The organism is Neobacillus sp. S1227 (assembly GCF_055385255.1).
In genome coordinates, this window is sequence record NZ_AP038276.1 from 1,800,401 (window position 1) to 1,825,016 (window position 24,616).

The following is a 24,616-nucleotide window of genomic DNA, read 5'->3' on the forward strand; positions in this document are numbered from 1 at the left end:
TTTATTTTATTTGACTGTGTAAATGAGTCTGTTGATTTCCGCTCCAGGGACTCGCTTTCCGCGGGCGTTAAGTGGAGCCTCCTCATCGCTTCGCTCCTGCGGTGTCTCCATTGTACCGTACTCCCGCAGGAGTATCGCCCCTTCCGCTCCAATCAACAGGCCTATGAGCAGGGACAATTGATTAAAAAAATTCCATTTCTCCAATTCGAGAAAACTTCGCCTATGTGGGGTTTTCTTTTTTTTGTAAAAATAACCAATTTTGAAAGGGTTTTTGGATTTTAAGAAGAATAGTTAAAAAATAGGTGGTGGAAAGTGGGGGAATGTGGTACATTTTTAATAGAAAGTGGGGGTAGTGGGTATGTTCATGGGTGAATACCATCACAGCATTGATAACAAAGGCCGACTGATTGTTCCCTCCAAATTCCGCGATGAACTCGGCGAGATGTTCATCATCACTAGGGGTTTGGATCAATGTTTGTTTGGTTACCCATTGTCAGAATGGAAGCTGATTGAAGAAAAATTAAAAGGCTTGCCGCTGACAAAAAAAGATGCCCGTGCCTTTACACGATTCTTCTTTTCCGGGGCGACAGAGAGTGAACTGGATAAGCAAGGAAGAATTAACATCCCCACACCATTATTGCAATTTGCAAAATTAGATAAAGAATGTGTGATTTTGGGTGTTTCCAATCGAATCGAAATTTGGAGCAAGCAGATTTGGGAAGACTATTTTTCACAGTCTGAAGAATCTTTTGCGGAAATTGCAGAAAATATGATTGGCTTTGATATATAATGGATAAGTTATCTTAATATATTTTCTGTATACAAATGTTTTGCGATAGATTGGAAAAGGTGGTTCGTAAATGTTTAAACATACAACTGTGTTATTGGATGAAGCGGTTGAAGGCTTGAATATTAAGCCTGATGGTATTTATGTCGATTGTACATTGGGGGGGGCAGGGCATAGCTCTTTAATCCTCTCGAAACTTGGGACAGAAGGCAAATTGTTTGCATTTGACCAGGACGATACAGCCATTCGAAATGCGGAGCAGAAATTAGCCGAATATGGAGACCGCTTAACCATTATTAAAAGTAATTTTTTACATTTAAAAGAAGAGCTTGAAAAACAAGGAATTGAGAAAGTTGATGGAGTTCTGTATGACTTGGGCGTGTCCTCCCCGCAGCTTGATACTCCTGAGAGAGGCTTTAGTTATCATCATGATGCCCCTCTCGATATGAGGATGGATACGGGTGCACCAATCTCTGCCTATGATGTCATTAACCATTGGTCTTATGAGGAATTAGTTCGAATCTTTTTTCACTATGGTGAGGAAAAATTTTCGAAACAAATCACTCGTAAGATTGAAGCAGCGAGAGCGGTCAAACCGATTGAAACGACCTTTGAATTGGTTGATTTGATTAAGGAAGCCATTCCAGCACCTGCAAGGAGAAAAGGAGGTCACCCAGCCAAACGAATTTTTCAAGCGGTTAGAATTGCAGTTAACGATGAACTGGGTGTGTTTGAGAAGTCTTTAAACCAGGCGATTTCTTTGCTGAATAAAGGCGGAAGAATCAGCTGCATCACTTTCCATTCGCTTGAAGACAGAATTTGTAAAGCAACATTTAAAAAGGCAAGTGAAACACCACCGCTGCCGCCAGGTTTGCCTGTCATTCCGGATGAGTACAAGCCTATTTTAAAATTAATCACAAGGAAACCGATTCTTCCATCTGAAGAAGAAGTAGAACACAACAATCGTGCACGGTCGGCAAAGCTACGTATTGCTGAAAAAATATAGAAAATAAATAATCAAACCGGAGGGGAAAAAGATTGAGTAATCTTGCCAGGAAAGTTCAAGAGCAGCAGCGCACAGAACAAACAGTACGCGACGAAAGACAGGTAAAAATAAAAAAATCCTGGCTAACTCCAGGGGAAAAAATAATCGGAGTTGTTTTTGCAGGTGTTGTTTGCTTTGGGGCGGCACATCTCCTGAATAATCAGGCAAAAATCTATGACGTAAATAAAGAGATTCAAACGGTTGATGCCAAGGTGAAGGAACAGCAGAAAGTTAATAGTGACCTGCAGGTACAAGTTAGCGAATTAAGTACGTACGAGCGGATTTATGAAAAAGCGAAACAAATGGGATTAATTTTAAACGAAAATAACGTCAAGGTTGTGCAGCAGAAATGATTAAGAAACAGCCATATATAAATTCCGGAGCAGCGATATTGTTTATAATATTCAGTCTGCTCTTTTTTGTCTTATTGTGCAGATTTCTTTATATTCAAGTTACTGGTGAAGCAGCAGGCCAGAAGCTATCAGCACTTGCTCAGGAAAAATATAACCGAAATGGAACCATCCCTGCTGTCCGGGGAGTTATTTACGATAGAAATGGTGAGGTGGTTGCGGAGGACACTGCATCTTATACGTTAGTTGCAATTCTTGATAAGAAAATGACGACTGACCCGAAGAAACCAATGCATGTAAAGGACCCGAAGAAAACGGCAAAAGCGCTGGCCAAATATATAAAAATGGATGAATCGGAGATTTACAGCAGACTATCGATAAAAGGCAGGTTTCAGGTGGAGTTTGGAAAGGCAGGAAAAGATATTTCCCATGACACAAAAACAAAGATAGAGGCATTGAAACTGCCAGGAATTACATTTATTCGTGATTCGAAAAGGTTTTATCCAAATGGTACCTTTGCCTCTCATTTAGTAGGGTATACGGACAGCGTTAAACAAAAGGATGATACGTTCAAATATGAAGGGATAATGGGAGTTGAAAAATCGTATAATGATGCCTTGACTGGACAGGACGGAAAAATACAATATGAAAGCGATAAGTGGGGGTATATTCTTCCTACTGGAAAGGAAAAAGTCACCCCCGCAAAAGATGGAAACGATGTCTATTTAACGATTGATAAGAAAATCCAGACATTTTTAGAGGATGCCATGGACAAAGTGGTTAAGGATTATAAGCCTAAGAAAATTATTGCGATTGTGGCCGATCCGAAAACAGGGGAGATATTAGCAATGGGCCAGCGGCCGTCCTTTGATCCAAAGACAAAAGACGGGATTGATAAAAGCTGGCATAACGAAGCGATTGAAACTTCGTTTGAGCCAGGTTCGACGATGAAAATCTTTACACTTGCTGCAGCCGTTCAAGAAAATGAGTTCGATCCAAATGAACTCTATCAGTCCGGGTCCTATCGGGTGACAGATAAGGATAAAGCCATCCATGACCACAACGGGTCTGGCTGGGGAAGCATTACTTATCTTGAAGGTGTACAGCGCTCCTCGAACGTGGCATTTGCAAAAATTGCGAAGGAAAAATTGGGCTTTGAAAAATTCAGAGAATATTTAACGAAATTTGGTTTTGATAAGCCGACAGGCATTGAATTGCCAAATGAAACATCTGGGAAAATTCAATACACTTATCCAATAGAAAAAATTACCACCGCATATGGCCAAGGTACAGCGATAACACCAATTCAGCAAATCCAGGCAGCTACGGCTATTGCCAATGGCGGGAAAATGGTAAAGCCGCATGTGGTTAAGAAAATTGTCAATCATGATTCTGGCGAAACGGTAAAAGAAGAAACTGCCGAGGTTGTTTCTAACCCGATTTCTGCTGAAACAGCCAGCAAGGTTCGCGATTACCTAGAAACGGTGGTCTCTTCTCCAAAAGGAACCGGAGGGCGTTATAAAATTGACGGCTACAGTGTGGCAGGGAAAACGGGAACAGCTAATATTCCCGGTCCGGATGGAAGATACTTAAGCGGGGTAAACAACTACATGTTCTCTTTTTTAGGTATGGCTCCAAAGGATGACCCGAGACTAATTGTCTATGTGGCCGTACAGCAGCCGGATCTAAAAGGACTTGATGCAGGCCAAGGCGCCATTCCGGTGTCGGCCGTTTTTAACCCTGTCATGCAAAACAGCTTGCATTACTTAAATATTCAGCCGTCCACTACGGAAAAAACGAATGTCAGCGAATTGCCTGATTTACAGGGACTGAACGTAAATGACGCGGTAAAAAGTCTAAAAGACAAGGGAATTGAGGCAGTGGTTCTCGGAACCGGGACCGAGGTGGACAAGCAGCTGCCTAAAGCTGGAACGGAGATACTTGAGGGTGAAAAGGTAGTTATTCGAACAAATGGTGAATTGACTGCTCCAGATCTAACCGGGTGGTCACTAAGGGATGTCGTGAAGGTCGCCAGTTTGGCTGGATTAAATTTGAACCCAAAAGGAAAAGGATATGTTGTTAGTCAAAACATTCAACCACAAGCGTTATTGCATAAAGATGATTTCTTAATTGTCGAACTTAAAACGCCCGAAGAGCAATGGACAGAGGAAATAAATGGGCAGAAGCAAGAAGAGGGAACAAATCAAGAGGACAATCAGGAAGAAAAAGTGCAGGATTAACGAGGGGAAGAGGCTGTAATTGGGCAGCCTCTTTTCCGCGGTTTAAACCGTTTAACCCCGTTCTAATCAAGGAAGTACAAGCATATAAATGAACGATAACGTAAAGGAGTAGGAGGCATTGTTCAAATATGCGCGTTTCAAATGTAACGGTCCGTAAACGGTTAATACTTGCACTAATCATCGGAATTTTGATCTTTTTGATTATTGATGTCAGGCTAGGTTATGTACAATTTTATCTCGGAGACATGTTGACTGGACGTGCAAAGGATTCTTGGAGCCGGAATATTCCATTTGAGCCCCAGCGAGGCGAAATTGTTGACCGCAATGGTGTTCCGTTAGCGACAAATATGAGTGCCCCAACTGTCTGGGTTGTCCCAAGGCAGGTTAAAGACCCCGCTGCAACCGCTGAAAAACTGGCCTCAGTATTAAATATGCCTAAAGAAACAGCCTATCGCGAGATAACACAAAAAGAGAGAATTGTCCGGATAAAAGAAGGACGAAAGATCTCCCATGAAAAAGCAAAGGAGATCCGGGCATTAGGTCTTGAAGGTGTCTACATCGGGGAAGACTCTAAACGGCATTATCCTTATGGCAGCTATCTAGCCCATGTTCTTGGCTTTGCAGGAGTGGACAACCAGGGATTGATGGGCCTTGAAAAATATTATGATAAAGAACTGAGCGGGGAAAGAGGCTCTGTTAAATTTTATGCAAATGCCAAAGGTGAACGAATGAATGATATGGCTGATGATTATGAGAAGCCCGTCAATGGTCTTGACCTAAAATTAACGATTGACACAAAGGTCCAGACGATTGTCGAAAGAGAGCTGGATATTGCTGAAGCCAAGTATAATCCGGATGGAATTATTGCTATCGCGATGAACCCGAACAGCGGGGAAATATTAGCGATGTCAAGCAGACCGTCCTTTGACCCTGCAAATTTTCGCAACGTTCCGCAGGAGGTTTACAACCGGAATTTACCTGTCTGGATGACGTATGAGCCGGGGTCGACTTTTAAAATTATTACGCTGGCTGCTGCCTTAAACGAGGGAAAGGTAGACTTAGAGACAGAACATTTTCATGATTCCGGTTCAGTCCAGGTAGCCGGTGCCAGGTTGAAATGCTGGAAACGAGGCGGACATGGAGATCAAACCTTCTTAGAAGTTGTGCAAAATTCTTGCAACCCCGGATTCGTGGAGCTCGGTCAACGGCTTGGAAAGGAAAAGCTTTTCCAATATGTAAAGGATTTTGGTTTTGGCCAAAAGACTGGAATTGATTTACAGGGTGAAGGAACCGGGATTTTATTTAATATGAACCGCGTCGGTCCTGTTGAATTGGCAACAACTGCGTTCGGACAAGGGGTATCTGTTACGCCAATTCAGCAGGTTACTGCAGTGTCTGCTGCCGTAAATGGAGGAATCTTATATAAACCTTTTATTGCTAAGGAATTAATCGATCCCGTAACAAAAGAAATCGTAATGAGAAATACTCCAGTTGAAAAGCGCCGGGTTATTTCTGAGGAAACATCTAAGGAAATTCGCCATGCCCTTGAAAGCGTCGTTGCCCAAGGAACCGGAGGTAAAGCATTTGTTGATTCATATCGGATTGGCGGCAAAACTGGGACAGCCCAAAAAGCCCAGGGCGGCAGATACTTGGAAAATAACTTTATCGTCTCATTTATTGGCTTTGCTCCTGCAGATGACCCGCAAATTGTTGTTTATGTGGCTGTTGATAATCCGAAAGGCGTAACCGCATTTGGGGGTACTGTAAGTGCTCCAATTGTAGGGAATATCATGAAGGACAGTTTAAGTGCAATGGGAGTAGAACCAAGAAAAGATCAAATTGAAAAAGAAATCAAATGGCCTGATACTGCACCAATCGAATTACCTGATTTTGTCGGCATGACAAAAGTTGAACTTATGGAACAAATCTTGAACCTTAAAGTTGATGCAAGCGGCGATGGCGATGTTGTTGTGAGACAATCTCCTGCACCTGGAACGAAAGTAAAAGAGGGATCAAAAATTAGACTATACTTCGGCAGTGGAGATTAATCATAAGCCTTAAATTATTTTTCACCTCAAGTTTTTGCCGATGCAAAGAACAAAATGGCAAAAAAATTTATTTTCATGTAAAATAAAGTGAAACTTTCGCCCAATTGTCTCTTCTAAAGGGGCATCGGCAAAAGCAGAGGTAAGGTAATGAGAGGATTTGAGATAACCATGAAGCTGAAAAAGCTGCTTGAGAGTTTGCATCTGATAACTTCCTATGAAGGAGAAGACCGGGAAATCACTTCAATAGAAAATGACAACCGTAAGGTGCAAAACGGGAGCTTATTTATTTGCATCAAAGGCTACACCGTGGACGGTCACGATTTTGCTGAATCGGCCGCTGCGAGCGGTGCCGCTGCTGTTCTCGCGGAACGTCCGCTTAAGCTTGATGTTCCTGTTATCGTTGTGAATGATACAACTAGAGCAATGGCAGTTCTGGCTGATACCTTTTTTGAACAGCCTTCAAAGAAACTGCAACTGATTGGAATTACAGGTACAAACGGAAAAACAACAACCAGCCACATGATTGAAAAGATTTTTGCTGATTATGGGCGGACTACCGGATTAATTGGCACGATGTATACAAAAATAGCTGATACGCTGATTGAAACTAAAAATACAACACCTGAAAGCTTAACCCTGCAAAGAACCTTTAAACAAATGGTGGATAATGGGGTTGAAACAGCTGTCATGGAGGTCTCTTCACATGCTTTAGATTTAGGAAGGGTCCATGGGTGCGACTTTGACGTAGCTGTATTTACCAACCTCACTCAAGATCACCTCGATTATCATAAGACAATGGATGAATACCAACGGGCAAAGAGTCTATTATTTGCTCAGCTTGGCAACACCTTTAACCAGCAAAAGCCTAAATTTGCCGTGTTAAATGCTGATGACCCTGCGTCGAGTATGTTTAAACGGTCAACGGCTGCCCATGTTGTGACCTACGGTATCGATTCGAAAGCGGACATTCAAGCGGAAAATATCAAGATGAACGCATCAGGCACCAAATTTGAAGTTGTTTTTGGCAATCTTAGATATCCCATAAACATTCAGTTTATAGGCAAATTCAGCGTTTATAATGTTTTGGCCAGTATTTCGGCCGCATTGGTTTCTGGGCTCCCAATAGAGACGATTATTCGCTCTCTTGAAAGTATGAAGGGAGTTGCGGGAAGGTTTGAGCTGGTGCAAGCAGGCCAAGATTTTACCGTGATTGTCGATTATGCCCATACACCGGACAGCTTGGAAAATGTTTTGAAGACAATTCAGCATTTTGCCAAGAAAAAAATCTTTGTTGTGGTCGGGTGCGGTGGTGACAGGGACCGGACGAAACGGCCGCTGATGGCGCAAATTGCCTGCCGATATGCAACTGATCCGATCTTCACGTCAGATAATCCACGCAGTGAGAATCCGCTTGAAATCTTAGAGGAAATGGAATCTGGGGTTCAAGGAAGGGATTATATCTATCGGGTGATTCCTGACCGTAAAGAAGCCATTGGTGAGGCTGTAAAGCAGGCAACAGCAGGTGATGTCATTTTAATTGCCGGTAAGGGACACGAAACCTATCAGATTATCGGCGGTGAAGTTTATGATTTCGATGACCGGCTTGTCGCTAGAGAAGCAATTGAGGAGAGAAAATAATGGTTTTGACCTATAGGGACTTGGCTGAAATTTTTTCAGAAAAACAAGGAGTCCAAGGCGATTTTGCTTTTTATACGGTGACTGATATGGCGGAGGGTATACAGCCAAAGGGACTGTTTATCCCTATAAGCGAAGATAGTGGCAGTCTATCCGACGCTATTGCTCAAGGTGCTATTGCGGTTCTTTGGGACAAACGAAAAAAACTGCCGAATTACACTCCAAATCATTTTCCGGTATTTTTTACAGATGATTCAGTGGATGCTATTGTACAGATTTTAACACGATATATTGAAAAATTGGATGGAGAAACAACTGCAAAAATGGAGACAACTAACTTTAAATTTTCAAATAAAAAACTTCTTAATAAAAATAACAAATCATATGATATTGCTGTAATGCTAAAAAAAATAATCGAAAAACAAGAAAAGATACAAGGGGGGAGGGGATAATATGCTGGAGCAAGTTATATTTTTCACAATCATCATGTCGTTTCTAATCTCGGTGCTGCTCTCACCAGTTTTTATTCCCTTCTTACGAAGGTTGAAATTTGGACAAAGCATCCGGGAGGAGGGACCTAAATCCCACCAGAAAAAATCAGGAACACCTACGATGGGCGGCATCATGATTTTATTTGCGATTGTCATAACAACATTGGTGATGACCGGCAAGTTTTCCGAACCAACAGTTAAAACGTATTTGCTGCTTTTGGTCACGCTTGGTTTTGGTTTATTGGGATTTTTAGATGATTTTATTAAAGTAGTCCTGAAGAGAAATCTTGGATTGACCTCCAAGCAAAAGTTTTTAGGACAAATTATTATTTCCGTTATATTTTACTTGGTGTACAAACAAAACGGCTTTTCAACCGAAATCATCCTTCCATTTACCGACAAGTCGCTTGATTTGGGCTGGTTTTTTGTCATTTTTATTGTTTTTTGGCTTGTTGGTTTTTCCAATGCTGTCAATTTAACAGACGGACTAGATGGCTTGGTGTCCGGTACGGCCGCTATAGCTTTTGGCGCATTCGCCGTCCTTGCCTGGAATCAGTCGCAAATGGAAATTGCGATTTTTTCTGTTGCCATTGTCGGTGCTGTACTTGGCTTTTTGGTATTTAACGCCCATCCGGCCAAGGTTTTCATGGGGGATACAGGCTCGCTTGCGCTGGGAGGGGCGATTGCCGCCATTTCCATCCTAACGAAGTTAGAAGTATTGCTTCTGATCATTGGCGGAATATTTGTAATTGAAACTTTATCAGTCATTCTGCAGGTTGCTTCCTTTAAAACAACTGGAAAGCGCATCTTCCGAATGAGCCCCTTGCATCATCATTATGAACTTGTCGGCTGGTCTGAATGGAGAGTAGTTGTTACTTTTTGGAGTGTCGGCTTAATTTTTGCGATTCTTGGAATCTATATCGAGGTGTGGTTGTAATTGAAGCAGATTGAATCTTATCGCCATAAAAAAATTCTTGTCTTAGGGTTAGCCAAAAGCGGAGTAACGGCCGCCGCTCTTTTACATAAGCTTGGAGCCTTTGTAACTGTTAATGACAAAAAACCATTGTCGGAAAACCCCGAGGCTCAAGGGCTGTTGGAACAAGGAATTAAAGTCATTTGCGGAGAGCATCCTGTTGAACTGCTTGATGAGGGATTTGAGTTGATTGTCAAGAATCCCGGGATTCCATATACCAACCCAATGATTGAAGGCGCAATTGAAAAAGGTATTCCTGTCATAACTGAAGTGGAGCTTGCCTATGAAATCTCCGAAGCTCCACTAATCGGGATTACCGGAACGAATGGGAAAACCACCACGACAACCCTCATTTATGAAATGCTGAATGAAGGTGAAAAGCAGCCGTTAATTGCGGGGAATATCGGGACAGTAGCATCAGGTGTTGCTGAGACTGCGAAGAAAGACAATACCATTGTTATTGAATTATCATCCTTCCAGTTAATGGGGATAAAGACTTTTAAACCCAAAATTGCTATTATTACTAACATCTATGATGCTCATCTTGATTATCATGGGACTAGAGCGGAATATAAAAGGGCAAAAGCAAACATCACGAAAAACCAAACAGAGGATGACTATTTGATCATAAATGCCGACCAGGAAGAGACTTTTGAATTGGCCCGCCATTCCAAAGCGAAAATCATTCCTTTCTCTACCAAAAAAGTACTGATGGAAGGGGCCTGCATCAAGGACGGCTGGATTTGTTTTAATCAAGAAAAAGTCATGGAAATTGAGAAAATTGTTCTGCCGGGCCGGCATAATTTAGAAAACATCTTATCGGCCATGGCCGCAGCCAAGCTTTCAGGTGTTGAAAATCATGCGATTCAACAGGTGCTTCTTACATTTACTGGAGTTAGACATCGATTGCAATACGTTGCTGAAGTGAATGGGAGAAAATTCTACAATGATTCAAAGGCAACGAATACGTTGGCAACAATCAAAGCACTCTCGGCATTTGATGGTCCGATTGTCCTGCTTGCAGGCGGTCTGGATCGGGGGAATGAGTTTGATGAGTTAATTCCTTACTTTAAAAATGTAAAAGCAATGATTACGTTCGGTCAAACAGCGCCCAAGCTCGAACGCGCGGGGCAAGCTGCGGGAATAAAATGCATAAAGCGTGTCGATAATGTTGACATGGCTGTACCTGCTGCATTCGGATTTTCGGATCCGGGTGATGTTATTTTGTTATCTCCTGCCTGCGCCAGCTGGGATCAATATAAAAGTTTTGAAGTCAGGGGAGACATTTTTATCGAAGCGGTGCATAGACTTAAGTAGGGGGCTTGTACGAAAAGCAAAAGCGCCTTGCCCCCAAAACTTGTAGTTGAGGTGTTTGTGGTGCCGACAAAGAGAACAACTCCCGATTTTATTTTAATGATCGTTACCTTTACCTTGCTTGCCGTAGGGTTGATTATGGTGTACAGCGCGAGTGCAATCTGGGCTGAATATAAATTTGAAGATTCCTTTTTCTTTGCAAAACGGCAAACCTTATTCGCGGGTGTAGGCATACTAGCTATGTTTTTTATTATGAATATTAACTACTGGACATGGCGGACGTGGTCTAAAACTATTTTAATTGTTTGCTTTGTTTTATTAATTCTCGTCTTAATACCGGGAATCGGAAATGTTCGGAACGGGTCGCGAAGCTGGATTGGCGTAGGGGCGTTCTCAATTCAGCCGTCAGAATTTATGAAGCTTGCAATGATTGCTTTTTTGGCAAAATATCTTTCGGAACGGCAAAAATTGATTACTTCCTTTAAAAAAGGACTTGTCCCTTCATTGGGCCTCGCTTTCGTTGCGTTTGCGATGATTATGCTTCAGCCTGATTTAGGGACTGGTACCGTCATGATGGGTACGTGCGTTGTAATGATCTTTATCGCGGGGGCCCGCGTCAGCCATTTTGCCTTTCTAGGACTCATGGGAGTAGCGGGATTTGTCGGCTTAATTGCCTCTGCTCCCTATCGGATTAAAAGGATTACGTCGTTTTTAGATCCGTGGTCTGACCCCTTGGGAAGCGGATTTCAAATCATTCAATCGCTTTATGCTATAGGCCCTGGCGGTTTGTTCGGACTTGGTCTTGGTGAAAGCCGGCAAAAGTTTTTCTACCTGCCTGAACCGCAAACCGATTTTATTTTCGCGATTCTCTCTGAGGAACTGGGGTTTATTGGTGGATCATTCGTCATTCTTTTATTTGCGCTTTTATTATGGCGCGGGATCCGTATTGCCTTAGGGGCACCTGACTTATATGGAAGTTTTCTAGCAGTCGGAATTATCGCAATGGTTGCGATTCAGGTTATGATTAATATAGGTGTTGTTACTGGACTGATGCCAGTTACGGGGATTACCCTGCCTTTCCTAAGCTATGGAGGATCTTCCTTGACACTTATGCTAATGGCGATTGGTGTGCTCCTGAATATAAGCCGCTATTCGAGATATTAAAGAGTACCCTGTTGGTTGACAGGGTCTTTTTGTTTGTTTCTAATTTTCTTTTTTCATTACAAATAGATAACATTCTTTGTTCGATAGCTTTTTTCATATAATTTTTATAGTAGAATGTGTTTAGCTGACTTTTACGAGGTGAGAAATTTGAAAATAGCGGTAAGCGGCGGAGGTACAGGCGGTCATATATACCCTGCACTTGCACTTATACGAGAGATCCAAAAGGAAAATAATCAGGCCGAATTTCTATACATAGGTACAAATAATGGTTTGGAAAGTAAACTTGTTCCCAGGGAAAATATCTCTTTTAAGTCCATCCACATTACAGGCTTTAAGAGAAAGCTATCCTTTGAAAATGTGAAAACGATTTGGCGGTTTCTTAAAGGAGTAAGAGACAGTAAAAAAATATTAAAAGAATTTTTACCGGACATAGTGATTGGGACAGGCGGATATGTTTGCGGACCGGTTGTCTATGCTGCTGCCAAACTGCATATCCCTACGATTATCCATGAGCAAAATAGTGTTCCCGGCTTAACAAACAAGTTCTTGAGCCGTTACGTCAGCAAAATTGCCATCTGTTTTGATGAAGCGAAAGAGTTTTTCCCTAAAGACAAAGTAATCTTTACAGGTAACCCCCGCGCATCCGAGGTCATTGGTACGGATGGAATTAAGGGGAGGCTTTCTGCGGGTTTGAGCACAACTGAGCCTTGTGTCTTAATTGTTGGCGGGTCGAGAGGAGCGAGGCCTATAAACGAAGCCGTTATTAAGGCAATTCCTGAGTTTGCTGGTAAACCCTATCAGGTGCTTTATGTAACTGGTGAAGTGCATTTTGAAGATGTTAAAAAAGAGGCTGAATTGATTGGAAGCCCCAAAAATGTCGTCATCAAACCGTTTATTCATAATATGCCCGAAGTTTTGGCAGGTACTGATTTAGTAGTGGCAAGAGCAGGGGCGACCACATTGGCAGAGCTCACTTCGCTTGGAATTCCTAGTATTTTAATCCCAAGTCCGTACGTAACGAATAATCATCAAGAGAAAAATGCCAGGTCACTTAGCAGCCATGGAGCAGCACAAGTCTTACTGGAAAAAGATTTAACCAGCGTTGCTCTTGTTAAGGAAATAGATCGAATTCTGCTAAATAAAGACATCCTAAAGGAAATGAAGCAAAAATCAAGGGAAATGGGTGTTCCGGATTCAGCTGTTAGACTTTACAAAGTGATGAGGAATCTGATGAAATAATGGTGATCATTAGTAGCCCAAATTATTTTTTTGGCATAAACTAAAACGATATGTAAGTTAGGAAAGCTAGGTGGTATAAATTGGTTGAAGCTGTAAAAGAATTGCAAGAATTAAATGTCGGAAAAGTGAAGATAAATGAACCTCTTGCCCATCACACCACAATTAAAATCGGCGGACCCGCTGATTTATTTATTGAACCTTCTTCTGTTGAGAATTTGCAAAAGGTAATGGAAGTCATTAATAACCATCACTTAAATTGGCGGGCCATCGGCAGAGGCTCCAACCTTTTAGTGTCAGATAAAGGAATTGAGGGGGTTGTCCTGAAACTGGGCAATGGCATCGATTCGCTTGAAATTAATGGAACTGAAATAACTGTTGGCGGCGGACATTCCCTTGTTAGTCTCTCTACCCTAATTAGTAAAAAAGGTCTATCCGGTTTGGAATTCGCTAGTGGAATTCCTGGTTCTGTCGGCGGGGCCGTGTACATGAACGCTGGAGCGCACGGGTCTGACATAAGCAGAGTTCTTTCGAAAGCACATATCCTATTTTTGGATGGTTCAATGGAGTGGCTTTCCAATGATGAGCTAGAGTTTTCTTATCGGACCTCCATCCTGCAGAATAAACGTCCAGGTATCGTCGTTGAAGCTGTATTTCAACTCGAAGAGGGAGAAAAGGCCTCGATTGTAGCCCAGATGCAAAAGAACAAAGATTACAGAAAGGAAACACAGCCATGGAATTTTCCATGTGCAGGCAGTATTTTTCGGAATCCGCTGCCTGATTACGCCGGAAAATTAATTGAAGCAGCTGGCCTTAAGGGCTTTAGTATAGGCGGTGCAAAGATTTCCGAAATGCATGGGAATTTTATTGTCAATGCCGGCAATGCCACGGCAGGGGATGTGCTTGCCTTAATTCAGCATGTTAAAGATACGATTTACAATTTATATCAAATAAAAATGGAAACGGAAGTTGAAATCATCGGGAGAAAATAAGCAAGGCCGCCTATGGTATTTGCCTGACATTAGTTCCAAAATTTTACCCTTATTTTGAGCAAGAAATGTCTTACGAATGACAAATATTGTGATATAATTACTGGTAATATTATAGGGAAAATGCGGTAGAAAATGAATGACGGCATGACTTTTCGTGCCGTTGTTTCTCTTTCTTAGAAGCGTCTTCCAATCTTTTGGACTAGCAGGATAAAACATCAAGGGAAACCACTTTTTATGGTGGAGGAATTATAAATGGAAAATGGAAAAATAGTTGCTCTAGAGGATCGAATTCCTAAATTAAAAGAACAAAGGCGGAAAAAGGCAAACAAAAGGCTTGTGCTTTTATTGTTTTTGTTTTTTACGATGATAGCAGCTGTTGCTTATACGCAATCACCGTTAGCCCATATAAAAAAGATTACCATAAAAGGAAACGAGGTATATTCCCAAGCTGAAATCATCAAAACAAGCGGCCTTACGAACAGCACGAACATTTGGGAAGTCAGTAAGGATAAAATAGCCGCCAACCTAAAACGGCTATCTGAAATTAATACTGCAGAAGTTAAGGTTGTATGGCCGAATTCAATCTTGATCAAAGTAAAAGAACATAAAAGGGCGGCTTACCTATATCAGGACAGTGCCTACCTACCAGTGATGGAGAACGGAAAAATCTTAACCAATAAAAAAACTGATTTGCTTCCTAGCAATTCTCCGATTCTAGTTAAATTCAAAGAAGGGCCAGTCCTCGATGAAATGGTTGAAGGGTTAAAAAATCTTCCGGTCGAAATTGTGAACTCCATTTCTGAAATTCATTACACTCCGAAAAAAACCGATAAATACCATATTACTCTTTTTATGAATGATGGTTTTGAGGTAAGTGCCACACTTAGAAGCTTTGCTGAAAAGATGGTCCATTATCCTTCCATAATCAGCCAGTTGGACCCAAATAAAAAGGGCATTATTGATTTAGAGGTAGGTTCATATTTTAAGGCTTTTGATACGGAAGTGGAGGAAAATGAAGTTGAAAATCATGAAGGTGAAGGGTAATCATCTCGTCTTATCCCTTGTCTGTTTAGTTTTGGGGTTCATAATGGCATTCTCTTATCATTTAACGCAATTGGAACATGAATCGGAAAGGACAAGCCTTTCCGATAACCAATATAAAACAACCCTTGCCTTACGAAATCAGTTAATTTCTCAGGAAGAGGCGAATCGAAAATTGCAAAAGGAACTGCGGCAAAAACAGGCCAGTGTTTCAGAATATGAAAAAAGTCTGGCAAAGGAAGCACAGGTGTTTACGAACCTTGCCGAGGATGCAGAAAAATACAGGATGTTTTTAGGTAAGGTAAAGGTATCGGGAAAGGGAGTAAAAATTACTCTGACTGATGGGGCTTATGATCCGAAAGAACAGAATATAAACAGTTATTTGGTTCATGAACATCATGTTTTCAAGGTGATCAATGAGCTTTACATATCAGGGGCGGCTGCAGTTGCGATAAATGGCCAAAGATTAACGAGCCATTCTTATATTAACTGTGAGGGCCCTGTCATAACGGTTGATGGGGTGCAGCATCCAGCCCCATTTGTCATTACAGCTATCGGAGATCCTGAGGTCCTTGGTTCATCTATTAATTTAGTCGGCGGGGTGAAGGACCAGCTGGTTAACGATAATATCATTTTCACATTAGAAAAAGAAAGTGAAATTGTTTTAAACCCTATTCTTGGCGGTTAATATTGTGTCCACGATTATATTTAAGAAGGCTGGGTGAAAAAAGTGGACAAACGGAAAATGAAAATTAACTTTACGCTGATTGCGGCGATAATTGGTTTTATGATAGCAGTTCAATTTCAAACGGTTAAAAAGCCCGAGGATAGGGATACAAGGGATATTTGGCAGCTTAGAGAAGCGTTATTAAAGGAAAAGGAATTGCATTCTAATTTGTTGAATGAAATACGTTCAAATGAAGAAAAACTATCAGCCTATAAATCTAAAAGAGATCAAAGTAAAGAAAAGGCCCTGCGTGACACCCTAAATGAGTTGAAGACAGAAGCGGGCTTAACAGAAGTAACTGGCCCAGGAATTACTTTAATGATTGAACCCGTTATGGAAAATATTCAACTTGGTGAAACAACAAACAATATTGTCTCACCGGAACTTTTGAAAAGACTGTTAAATGAGTTAAACATGTATGAAGCCAAATATGTTTCAATTGATGGCCAAAGAGTTATTAATACGACAGTTATCAGGGATATCAATACCGAAACCAAAATTGATGGTCATACCATAAAGGAACTGCCAATCGAGGTAAAAGTAGTCGTCAATGATCTTAGTACGGCTGAAAAATTATATAACCGAATGAAAGTTTCCAAAGCAAGAGACGAATTTTTTACGGAGAACTTAAGACTTGATGTAAATGCTCCAAATCCGGAAATAACAGTCCCTGCTTATCAGAATCCAATTCGCATCCGGTATATGGAGCCGGTTAAAGAGGGGAGCGGTTCCTAATGTGGCTTCCGGTCATGGGATTAATAATTGGCATTATTCTGGGTTTGCTGACAGAAATTCGGATTCCTGATGAATATTCTAATTATTTGTCGATTGCTGTCTTAGCGGCACTCGACACATTATTTGGAGGAATCCGTGCCTATTTACAAAATATTTATGATGAAAAGGTCTTTGTTTCTGGATTCTTTTTTAATATTATACTTGCTGCAAGTTTAGCTTTTCTCGGTGTTAATCTTGGTGTAGACTTGTATTTAGCAGCGGTTTTTGCATTTGGAGTAAGACTTTTTCAAAATATTGCTGTAATTCGTCGAATTTTGTTAACGAAATGGTCAACAAAGAAAGAAAAATTAGAAAAAAGTTGAAAATTTTTAAAGGGAATCATTCAGTTTTGACGAATATTTTTATAAGATATGACTATGAATAATGGATTTGAACAAATAAATTGTTGTTCAATAAATGGGAAATTAAAGGAGGTGCCAGAGAATGAACAGCAATGAAATATACGTAAGTCTTGACATCGGTACATCCAGTGTAAAAGTAATCATTGGTGAAATGGTCAATGACTCAGGAAAAGGCTCGTTAAATATAATTGGTGTTGGCAATGTAAAATCTGAAGGCTTGCGCAAAGGCTCAATCGTCGATATGGACGACACCGTTCATTCTATTAAAAGGGCGGTTGAACAAGCGGAAAGAATGATTGGAATGGAAATTCATGAGGTTGTTGTCGGGATACCGGGACATAATATCATGTTGCAGCCCTGTCACGGGATTGTAGCTGTCTCTGGTCAAAACCGTGAAATTACGAACGATGACGTTGCTCGTGTTATTGAAGCGTCCTATGCTGGGTCTATTCCACCTGAGAGAGTGAATATGGGGGTTATCCAAAGGCAATTTATTTTGGATGGAAAAGATGAAATCAATGACCCTCGCGGGATGATAGGTGTCCGCCTTGAGATGGATGGAACACTTGTGACCGGATCAAATTCAGTTCTGGCAAATATCATTCGCTGCGTTGAGCGCGCAGGACTTCAATTTTCAGATATAATTCTTCAGCCTTTGGCAGCGGGAGATTACGCTTTATCAAAAGATGAAAAAAATCTTGGCGTCGCCTTGATTGATATGGGCGGCGGCTCGACTACAATAGCGGTTTATGAGGAAGGCTATTTAAAAGCCACAAGTGTCATTCCGGTAGGCGGGGACTTGATCACGAATGATTTATCAAAAGTGCTGCATACATCCACAGAGGATGCAGAAAATATAAAATTAAAATATGGGCATGCATTCTATGATCATGCATCTGAGGATGAATTTTTCAGTGTACCGATTATCGGAAGCGATCAACATCAGCAATTTAATCAGCTTTATGTATCAGAGATTATTGAAGCCAGAATGGAAGAGATTTTTGAGCTTATAGCAAAAGAATTAAAACGAATGGGCGTCTCCGACCTCCCAGGCGGTTTCGTGTTAACAGGCGGAACAGCCAATATGCAGGGGTTACTGGAGCTTGCTCAGGATATGTTTAAAAATCCCGTACGCATTGCCCGTCCTGATTATATAGGTGTGAGAGAACCTCAATTCACAACAGCGGTTGGCTTGATAAAGTATGCTTACAAGAATGCTAGATTACCAGGGAACGTGGCGAGCCCGCAATCCGCAGTTTCAGAGCCAGTCGAAAAGAAGGCTCCGAAGCAGCAGCAGCCAAAAACAAAAGTAGAAAAGCATCCGGAAGAAAAAATGACTTCAAGAGTAAAAAAATTCCTTGGATACTTTTTCGAATAAGCTAAATTGAAAAGGATATCGAAGAATTAGGAGGATTTTTCATGTTAGAGTTTGATACAAATTTAGATTCTCTTGCCACAATAAAGGTAATCGGGGTTGGCGGCGGCGGTAATAATGCAGTAAACCGAATGATTGAGCATGGTGTGCAAGGTGTTGAATTTATTGCAGTGAATACAGACGCACAAGCGTTAAATCTGTCAAAAGCAGAAGTAAGAATGCAGATCGGCGCCAAGCTGACTCGTGGTCTAGGGGCAGGGGCAAACCCTGAAGTGGGCAAAAAGGCTGCTGAAGAAAGCAAGGAGCAAATTGAGGAAGCACTCCGCGGTGCCGATATGGTGTTTGTTACAGCCGGTATGGGCGGTGGCACTGGAACTGGTGCTGCACCTGTAATTGCTCAAATTGCCCGTGACTTAGGAGCTTTGACTGTAGGTGTAGTAACCCGTCCGTTTACGTTTGAAGGTAAAAAGCGGGCTACACAAGCCTCCGGCGGAATCGGCTCAATGAAAGAGGCGGTGGATACACTAATTGTGATTCCAAATGACCGCCTGCTTGAAATTGTGGACAAGAGCACTCCAATGCTTGAAGCATTCCGTGAAGCGGATAATGTTCTTCGCCAAGGTGTTCAGGGTATCTCCGATTTGATTGCTGTTCCTGGTCTTATTAACTTGGACTTTGCCGATGTTAAAACGATTATGTCAAATAAAGGTTCTGCTTTAATGGGTATCGGTGTATCTGCAGGTGAAAACCGTGCTGCTGAGGCGGCGAAGAAAGCAATCAGCTCTCCATTATTGGAAACTTCCATTGACGGTGCTCAAGGTGTCCTAATGAACATTACTGGCGGAACAAACCTAAGCCTTTATGAGGTTCAAGAAGCTGCAGATATCGTTGCTTCTGCTTCCGATCAAGAAGTTAACATGATCTTCGGCTCTGTCATCAACGAGAACCTTAAAGATGAGATCATCGTAACCGTTATTGCAACAGGTTTTAAGGAAGAGGTTATCCAGCCGAAGGTAACACGTCCAACGTTTGGACAAGCGAAACCTCAAGTGGGCGGCGTCAAAAGAGAACCAAAACGCGAAGAAGCACCACAACAGCAGGCTCCACAACAAGAGCCAGTTCGCAACAATAACAATTACCAGGAAGACACACTAGACATCCCAACCTTCCTGCGCAACCGCAACAGAAGACGATAAAAATCTTATATTAAATATATGAAAAAGGTATGGCCTGAAAAAATTAAGGCTGTACCTTTTTTATTTGAAATGTTAAATCCGATAATCTAATCTCACTTGGTTGATGACAGAGGCAGGCATGAAGACTCCTGCTGGATGTATGGGACAGGGAAACCCCACAAGCGCCTCCGGAGCCGACAAGGGTCCCAGAACCGTCCGCAGCAATGCGAATTGCTTCCTCCATAAGCTCACGCTTTCAGTCGTGCGATGCCTAAGCTGCCGAAGCCTTCCTTATGGAGTTGCCATCAACCAATATGTTTGAAGACAGTTTTTATTCTATTATCTATTTGACAAAATCCGAATAGAATAGGGAAAATTTCTGATTTTTTGATTACAGAAAGTGACACACTTCAGACATACATCTAAGGTATACTTTTCCATAATCAGAATAATAGAAAGGGCCTTGAAGAAGGAGGAAGCGTTTTTTGATTGTCTATTTGGATGTGATTTGGGCTCTGAACCTGCTATTTGATAGTCTTCTCCTTTTTTTAACAGCTATTATTTTAAAGAGAAGGATTAAGCTGTGGAGAATCTTTGCCGGGGGATTTATTGGTTCACTGATCATTCTATTATCTTTTACGCCGGTAAATGCCATCTCCGGTCACCCGCTTTCAAAGCTGTTATTTTCGATTATGATGGTCTTAATAGCCTTTGGGTATAAGCGCTTGCCCTTTTTTATAAAGGCATTGATGACGTTATATGTGTCAACTTTTTTAATTGGCGGCGCATTAATGGGCGTTCATTTTTTTATCCAATATGACCCAAAACTTACCGTCGGTGTTCTAAAGTCGAGCGTGTTGGGATTTGGCGATCCGATTAGCTGGCTGTTTGTTCTTATCGGATTTCCTGTTGCCTGGCACTTTTCAAGAAAAAATATTGATAGCATGGAAATGACAAAAATTCAATACGATCAAATTGTAACAGTAATGGTAGAAATTGAAGAACAAACTTTATATTTGAAGGGCTTAGTTGATAGTGGCAATCAGCTTTATGACCCGCTGTCAAAGCTGCCAGTCATGTTTGTTTCTATTAAGAATCAATTTGATAACATGTTGGACCCAATCAAGAAAATGGCTGCAGACCCTGAAGCACTTGTATTAGGCAATTCTGAGTTCCCTGAAGAATGGCAGAGCAGGATGAGAATTATCCCTTACCAAGTAGTTGGCCAAACCTCTCAGCTCATTATTGCAGTTAAACCCGATAGGATATTGATTGAACATAATGGTTTCGAATACTTATGTGAAAAGGGGCTGGTAACATTTACACTTCAGCAGCTTTCTGCTGATGATGCCTTTCAGTGCATTGTTCATCCAAAAATGCTAACCGGGCCAAGGCAGAATGGGGAAACAGTGAAGGTAAGTTAATATTACTATACTCAGAAAAACAAAATTTTAGAAGGAGGAATACACATGAAAAAATGGAGACTTCGCTTATCCTATTATTGGTATAAACTATTAATAAAATTAGGTCTAAAAACAGATGAAATATATTATATTGGCGGAAGCGAAGCCCTGCCGCCTCCTTTAACAAAAGACGAAGAAGAAATATTATTAAAGAAACTACCTGGCGGCGATAAAGCGGCAAGATCAATATTAATCGAGAGAAATCTCAGACTCGTAGTCTATATCGCCAGGAAGTTCGAAAATACCGGCATCAATATTGAGGATTTAATCAGCATTGGGACCATTGGCTTAATAAAGGCTGTTAATACTTTTAATCCAGAAAAGAAAATTAAACTAGCTACATACGCTTCAAGATGTATTGAAAATGAAATTCTCATGTACCTTAGACGCAATAATAAAATTAGGTCAGAGGTTTCCTTCGACGAGCCGCTTAATATTGACTGGGACGGCAATGAACTGCTTTTGTCGGATGTTTTGGGAACGGATGACGACATCATTACCAAAGATCTAGAAGCAAATGTGGACCGAAAACTGTTAACTAAAGCACTGCATCAGCTTAGCGACCGGGAAAAGCAAATTATGGAGTTAAGGTTCGGCCTGACAAATGGAGAAGAAAAGACGCAGAAGGATGTTGCTGATATGCTTGGCATCTCCCAATCCTATATATCAAGACTTGAAAAAAGGATCATTAAAAGGCTCCGCAAGGAATTTAATAAAATGGTCTAAAAGACAGGGAATAGAAAAAATTTTTTTAACAAAAAAGCTTTGATAAATATTGCCTCTAATGCATTTTTCGACAATAGCTGACTTTTCCTTCCATTCACCAAGTGCATATTTTTCCTCCTCAAGGAGATACTGTTTTTTGTACAGCAGCTCTCTCGAGGAGGGAAAAGAATTGACTCGAAATAAAGTAGAAATTTGCGGTGTAGATACTTCAAAACTTCCTGTACTGAAAAACGAAGAAATGAGAATACTCTTCAAGCAAATGCAAGAGGGCGATATAACCGCCAGAGAAAAACTAGTAAACGGCAATTTACGCCTGGTATTAAGTGTTATCCAACGGTTTAATAACCGGGGCGAGTTTGTTGATGACCTGTTTCAGGTTGGCTGTATTGGACTTATGAAGTCTATCGATAATTTTGATTTGGGTCAAAACGTTAAGTTCTCCACTTATGCCGTGCCAATGATTATAGGCGAAATACGGCGCTATTTGCGTGACAATAATCCGATCCGAGTATCCCGCTCCCTTAGGGATATTGCTTACAAAGCCCTCCAGGTAAGGGAAAGGCTAATGAGTGAAACCTCTCGGGAACCGACTGCTGAAGAAATCGCGAAGGTCCTGGAAGTACCCCATGAAGAAATTGTCTTTGCGCTAGATGCAATACAAGACCCGGTATCACTTTTTGAACCGATTTATAATGATGGCGGGGATCCAATTTATGTAATGGACCAGCTAAGCGATGAGAAAAATAAAGACATCCATTGGATTGAAGAAATTGCCCTTAAAGAGGGAATGCGAAGATTAAACGAACGAGAAAAATTGATTTTGAGAAAGCGTTTCTTTCAGGGGAAAACACAAATGGAGGTTGCAGACGAAATTGGCATCTCCCAAGCACAGGTATCCCGCTTAGAAAAAGCAGCCATCAGACAAATGAATAAGAATATCCAAAGCTAAGCTGCCTGTTAAGGGCAGCTTATTATATTACCGGGAAAGAGTATTTTCTCGGCAATTTTTTTCATTATAATTACAAATTTTGTTAATTGATTGTTTCTGCTAATGGGCCTGTTGATTTCCGCTCCGGGCACTCGCTTTCTGCGGGGAGGTCCTGGAGCCTCCTCGGCGCTGAAAGCGCCTGTGGGGTCTCCAGTGACCTCTCTATCCCGCAGGAGTCGAGTGCCCTCCGCTCCAATCAACAGGGAGGCAAAACAATATAAAGATTTGCCACACAATTTATCTAATCACTTGCATCCTACAATTCCCCATTTTTGTTCACAAAAGCTTTATAAGAGACATTTCTTTTTCGGATTCCTTTAATTTTGTCCTTCATCGCTTTTATGGGGAAATTGGCCCCCATAATCCGAACTTTTAAAAGAAGAACTCCTCATTGTATTTATGTATTGTGAGTTGAAGGCCTTTATTGAATACACCTGTTGTGAAATAAAAGGCTAACAAAAGGGCAGCTTATTTTTTCCTTTCTATTTTCCCAAATACAGACATATATTTCTTATAGTATCGTACGATTGGGAGTGGTTTAATGGTTAAAATTTCCGATTTTCAGATTAAGGATGTTGTGAATGTATCTGATGGCAAAAGACTTGGGAATGTTGGAGATATAGAAATAAATTTAACAACGGGGAAAATAGAAGCGGTTGTCATTTCCGGAAATGGGCGCGTGCTTGGCTTTTTTGGAAAGGATGAAGATATAGTGATCCCGTGGAAAAACATTATCAAAATTGGCCAGGATGTCATCTTGGTCCGCTATAAAATCAGCGATGAAAAAATAACGGAAGAAGAGTAGTCGTGAAAGGAAATATATCAGCTTCGGTGACCAATGCCCAGTTTCATGGTAAACTATAGAAAAAAGTTTAGAGGTAATGGAATGGAACCATTTATTATAAAGAATGACTCCTTATTAACTATCGAAGGTTGGATGAATAGCAATCCTGGCCTTGTTGCCGGAATAACAACCAAGCTGGGGGGACAAAGTAAAGGCGACTTTGAAGCCCTTAATCTCGGCTTTCATGTTGGCGATATTTTCAACGATGTTTGCGCAAATAGAATGAAAGTTTCCGAACTGCTTGATTTTCCACTAGCGTCATGGGTAGGCGCTGAGCAAACACATGATATTTTCCTGCAAAAAATAACAAAAGCAGATCGCGGGCGAGGGTCGATTTCCTACGAACAGTCTTTTAAAAGAACGGACGGTTTCTATACAAGTGAAGAGGGAATATTGTTAACGCTCTGTTTTGCGGACTGTGTTCCTCTCCTTTTTATATCTCCCGAACACAGGATGATTGGTGCGGCACATGCTGGATGGAAGGGAACGGTAGGACAAATTGCCCGTGAGATGATAAAAAAATGGGAAGAGGAAGGCATCAAGGCTGAGAAGATTTTTGTTGCAATCGGTCCATCGATTTGCGAAAAATGTTATATTGTGGATGAACGTGTCGTTAACTTAGTTGAAAATATACTAGAAGATGTCGATAGAAAACCCTATAATTTAATTAGTGAAGGTCAATATTCATTAAACCTAAGGGAATTGAACAAGCGGATTCTTGTCAAGGCAGGAGTTCCAACGGAAAATATAACCGTCACCGATTATTGCTCAAGCTGTAATAACGATTTGTTTTTTTCCCACCGGAAGAGCCACGGCAAAGCCGGAAGAATGTTAAGCTTTATTGGCTGGAAGGAGAATTAGAACCG

24 protein-coding genes are annotated in these 24,616 nt (G+C 41.2%); 23 read left to right on the forward strand and 1 reads right to left on the reverse strand.

Features of this window, described 5'->3' with window-relative positions; translation table 11 throughout:
* Nucleotides 1-6 precede the first annotated feature (6 nt).
* Entirely contained in the window at nt 7-204 is a 198-nt protein-coding gene (locus ACZ5AE_RS09285) for a hypothetical protein (RefSeq protein WP_464571578.1), read from the reverse strand.
* 154 nt (nt 205-358) lie between these two features.
* On the opposite strand from ACZ5AE_RS09285, the gene mraZ reads away from it, so the two are divergent.
* From mraZ to pgeF, 23 genes are all read left to right on the forward strand, one after another.
* Nucleotides 359-790, forward strand: a complete 432-nt coding sequence (gene mraZ / locus ACZ5AE_RS09290; RefSeq protein ID WP_464571580.1) for a division/cell wall cluster transcriptional repressor MraZ — start codon at nt 359-361, stop codon at nt 788-790.
* A 70-nt stretch (nt 791-860) separates the two neighbouring features.
* Nucleotides 861-1,793 carry a 16S rRNA (cytosine(1402)-N(4))-methyltransferase RsmH gene (gene rsmH, locus ACZ5AE_RS09295; RefSeq protein WP_464571582.1) on the forward strand — a complete coding sequence of 311 codons (933 nt, stop codon included), beginning with the start codon at nt 861-863 and terminating at the stop codon, nt 1,791-1,793.
* A 32-nt stretch (nt 1,794-1,825) separates the two neighbouring features.
* Nucleotides 1,826-2,185, forward strand: coding sequence for a cell division protein FtsL (gene ftsL, locus ACZ5AE_RS09300; protein WP_213140842.1), 360 nt, complete (start codon nt 1,826-1,828; stop codon nt 2,183-2,185).
* Complete coding sequence (locus ACZ5AE_RS09305; RefSeq protein WP_464571584.1) at nt 2,182-4,422, forward strand: penicillin-binding protein; 2,241 nt, start codon at nt 2,182-2,184, stop codon at nt 4,420-4,422. The genes ftsL and ACZ5AE_RS09305 overlap by 4 nt, the downstream gene beginning before the upstream one ends.
* A gap of 128 nt (nt 4,423-4,550) precedes the next feature.
* Nucleotides 4,551-6,470, forward strand: coding sequence for a stage V sporulation protein D (locus tag ACZ5AE_RS09310; RefSeq protein WP_464571586.1), 1,920 nt, complete (start codon nt 4,551-4,553; stop codon nt 6,468-6,470).
* A 168-nt stretch (nt 6,471-6,638) separates the two neighbouring features.
* On the forward strand, nt 6,639-8,108 hold the full coding sequence (locus ACZ5AE_RS09315; RefSeq protein ID WP_464571588.1) for a UDP-N-acetylmuramoyl-L-alanyl-D-glutamate--2,6-diaminopimelate ligase: 1,470 nt from the start codon (nt 6,639-6,641) through the stop codon (nt 8,106-8,108).
* A complete protein-coding gene (locus ACZ5AE_RS09320; RefSeq protein ID WP_464571590.1) occupies nt 8,108-8,557 on the forward strand; it encodes a hypothetical protein in 450 nt (149 codons plus the stop codon). Before ACZ5AE_RS09315 ends, ACZ5AE_RS09320 begins: the two co-directional genes overlap by 1 nt.
* A gap of 1 nt (nt 8,558) precedes the next feature.
* The gene (gene mraY, locus ACZ5AE_RS09325) at nt 8,559-9,533 is read left to right on the forward strand and encodes a phospho-N-acetylmuramoyl-pentapeptide-transferase (RefSeq protein ID WP_464571592.1); all 975 of its coding nucleotides are present in this window, start codon (nt 8,559-8,561) and stop codon (nt 9,531-9,533) included.
* Nucleotides 9,534-10,886, forward strand: coding sequence for a UDP-N-acetylmuramoyl-L-alanine--D-glutamate ligase (gene murD, locus ACZ5AE_RS09330; RefSeq protein ID WP_464571594.1), 1,353 nt, complete (start codon nt 9,534-9,536; stop codon nt 10,884-10,886).
* 96 nt (nt 10,887-10,982) lie between these two features.
* Nucleotides 10,983-12,047, forward strand: coding sequence for a stage V sporulation protein E (spoVE, locus tag ACZ5AE_RS09335; protein WP_464573584.1), 1,065 nt, complete (start codon nt 10,983-10,985; stop codon nt 12,045-12,047).
* Nucleotides 12,048-12,194: 147 nt separating this feature from the next.
* The gene (gene murG, locus ACZ5AE_RS09340) at nt 12,195-13,286 is read left to right on the forward strand and encodes an undecaprenyldiphospho-muramoylpentapeptide beta-N-acetylglucosaminyltransferase (protein ID WP_464571596.1); all 1,092 of its coding nucleotides are present in this window, start codon (nt 12,195-12,197) and stop codon (nt 13,284-13,286) included.
* A gap of 80 nt (nt 13,287-13,366) precedes the next feature.
* On the forward strand, nt 13,367-14,275 hold the full coding sequence (gene murB / locus ACZ5AE_RS09345) for a UDP-N-acetylmuramate dehydrogenase (protein ID WP_464571598.1): 909 nt from the start codon (nt 13,367-13,369) through the stop codon (nt 14,273-14,275).
* A 252-nt stretch (nt 14,276-14,527) separates the two neighbouring features.
* Nucleotides 14,528-15,319: a cell division protein FtsQ/DivIB gene (locus ACZ5AE_RS09350; protein WP_464571600.1), complete on the forward strand. Its 792-nt coding sequence runs from the start codon at nt 14,528-14,530 to the stop codon at nt 15,317-15,319.
* Nucleotides 15,288-16,004, forward strand: coding sequence for a DUF881 domain-containing protein (locus tag ACZ5AE_RS09355; protein ID WP_464571602.1), 717 nt, complete (start codon nt 15,288-15,290; stop codon nt 16,002-16,004). The genes ACZ5AE_RS09350 and ACZ5AE_RS09355 overlap by 32 nt, the downstream gene beginning before the upstream one ends.
* A 57-nt stretch (nt 16,005-16,061) precedes the next feature.
* Complete coding sequence (locus ACZ5AE_RS09360; RefSeq protein WP_464571604.1) at nt 16,062-16,778, forward strand: DUF881 domain-containing protein; 717 nt, start codon at nt 16,062-16,064, stop codon at nt 16,776-16,778.
* Nucleotides 16,778-17,140 (forward strand): small basic family protein, encoded by a 363-nt coding sequence (locus tag ACZ5AE_RS09365; protein WP_464571606.1) that lies wholly within the window; start codon nt 16,778-16,780, stop codon nt 17,138-17,140. The genes ACZ5AE_RS09360 and ACZ5AE_RS09365 overlap by 1 nt, the downstream gene beginning before the upstream one ends.
* A gap of 121 nt (nt 17,141-17,261) precedes the next feature.
* The gene (ftsA, locus tag ACZ5AE_RS09370) at nt 17,262-18,557 is read left to right on the forward strand and encodes a cell division protein FtsA (protein ID WP_464571608.1); all 1,296 of its coding nucleotides are present in this window, start codon (nt 17,262-17,264) and stop codon (nt 18,555-18,557) included.
* A gap of 41 nt (nt 18,558-18,598) precedes the next feature.
* A complete protein-coding gene (gene ftsZ / locus ACZ5AE_RS09375) occupies nt 18,599-19,750 on the forward strand; it encodes a cell division protein FtsZ (protein ID WP_464571610.1) in 1,152 nt (383 codons plus the stop codon).
* Nucleotides 19,751-20,214: 464 nt separating this feature from the next.
* Entirely contained in the window at nt 20,215-21,153 is a 939-nt protein-coding gene (spoIIGA, locus tag ACZ5AE_RS09380; RefSeq protein WP_464571612.1) for a sigma-E processing peptidase SpoIIGA, read from the forward strand.
* 45 nt (nt 21,154-21,198) lie between these two features.
* Nucleotides 21,199-21,918, forward strand: a complete 720-nt coding sequence (sigE, locus tag ACZ5AE_RS09385; RefSeq protein ID WP_464571614.1) for an RNA polymerase sporulation sigma factor SigE — start codon at nt 21,199-21,201, stop codon at nt 21,916-21,918.
* A gap of 169 nt (nt 21,919-22,087) precedes the next feature.
* A complete protein-coding gene (gene sigG, locus ACZ5AE_RS09390; protein ID WP_149869517.1) occupies nt 22,088-22,867 on the forward strand; it encodes an RNA polymerase sporulation sigma factor SigG in 780 nt (259 codons plus the stop codon).
* A 580-nt stretch (nt 22,868-23,447) separates the two neighbouring features.
* Nucleotides 23,448-23,711 carry a YlmC/YmxH family sporulation protein gene (locus ACZ5AE_RS09395; RefSeq protein ID WP_213116407.1) on the forward strand — a complete coding sequence of 88 codons (264 nt, stop codon included), beginning with the start codon at nt 23,448-23,450 and terminating at the stop codon, nt 23,709-23,711.
* A gap of 81 nt (nt 23,712-23,792) precedes the next feature.
* Nucleotides 23,793-24,611 carry a peptidoglycan editing factor PgeF gene (gene pgeF, locus ACZ5AE_RS09400; protein ID WP_464571617.1) on the forward strand — a complete coding sequence of 273 codons (819 nt, stop codon included), beginning with the start codon at nt 23,793-23,795 and terminating at the stop codon, nt 24,609-24,611.
* The last annotated feature ends 5 nt before the right edge of the window (nt 24,612-24,616 follow it).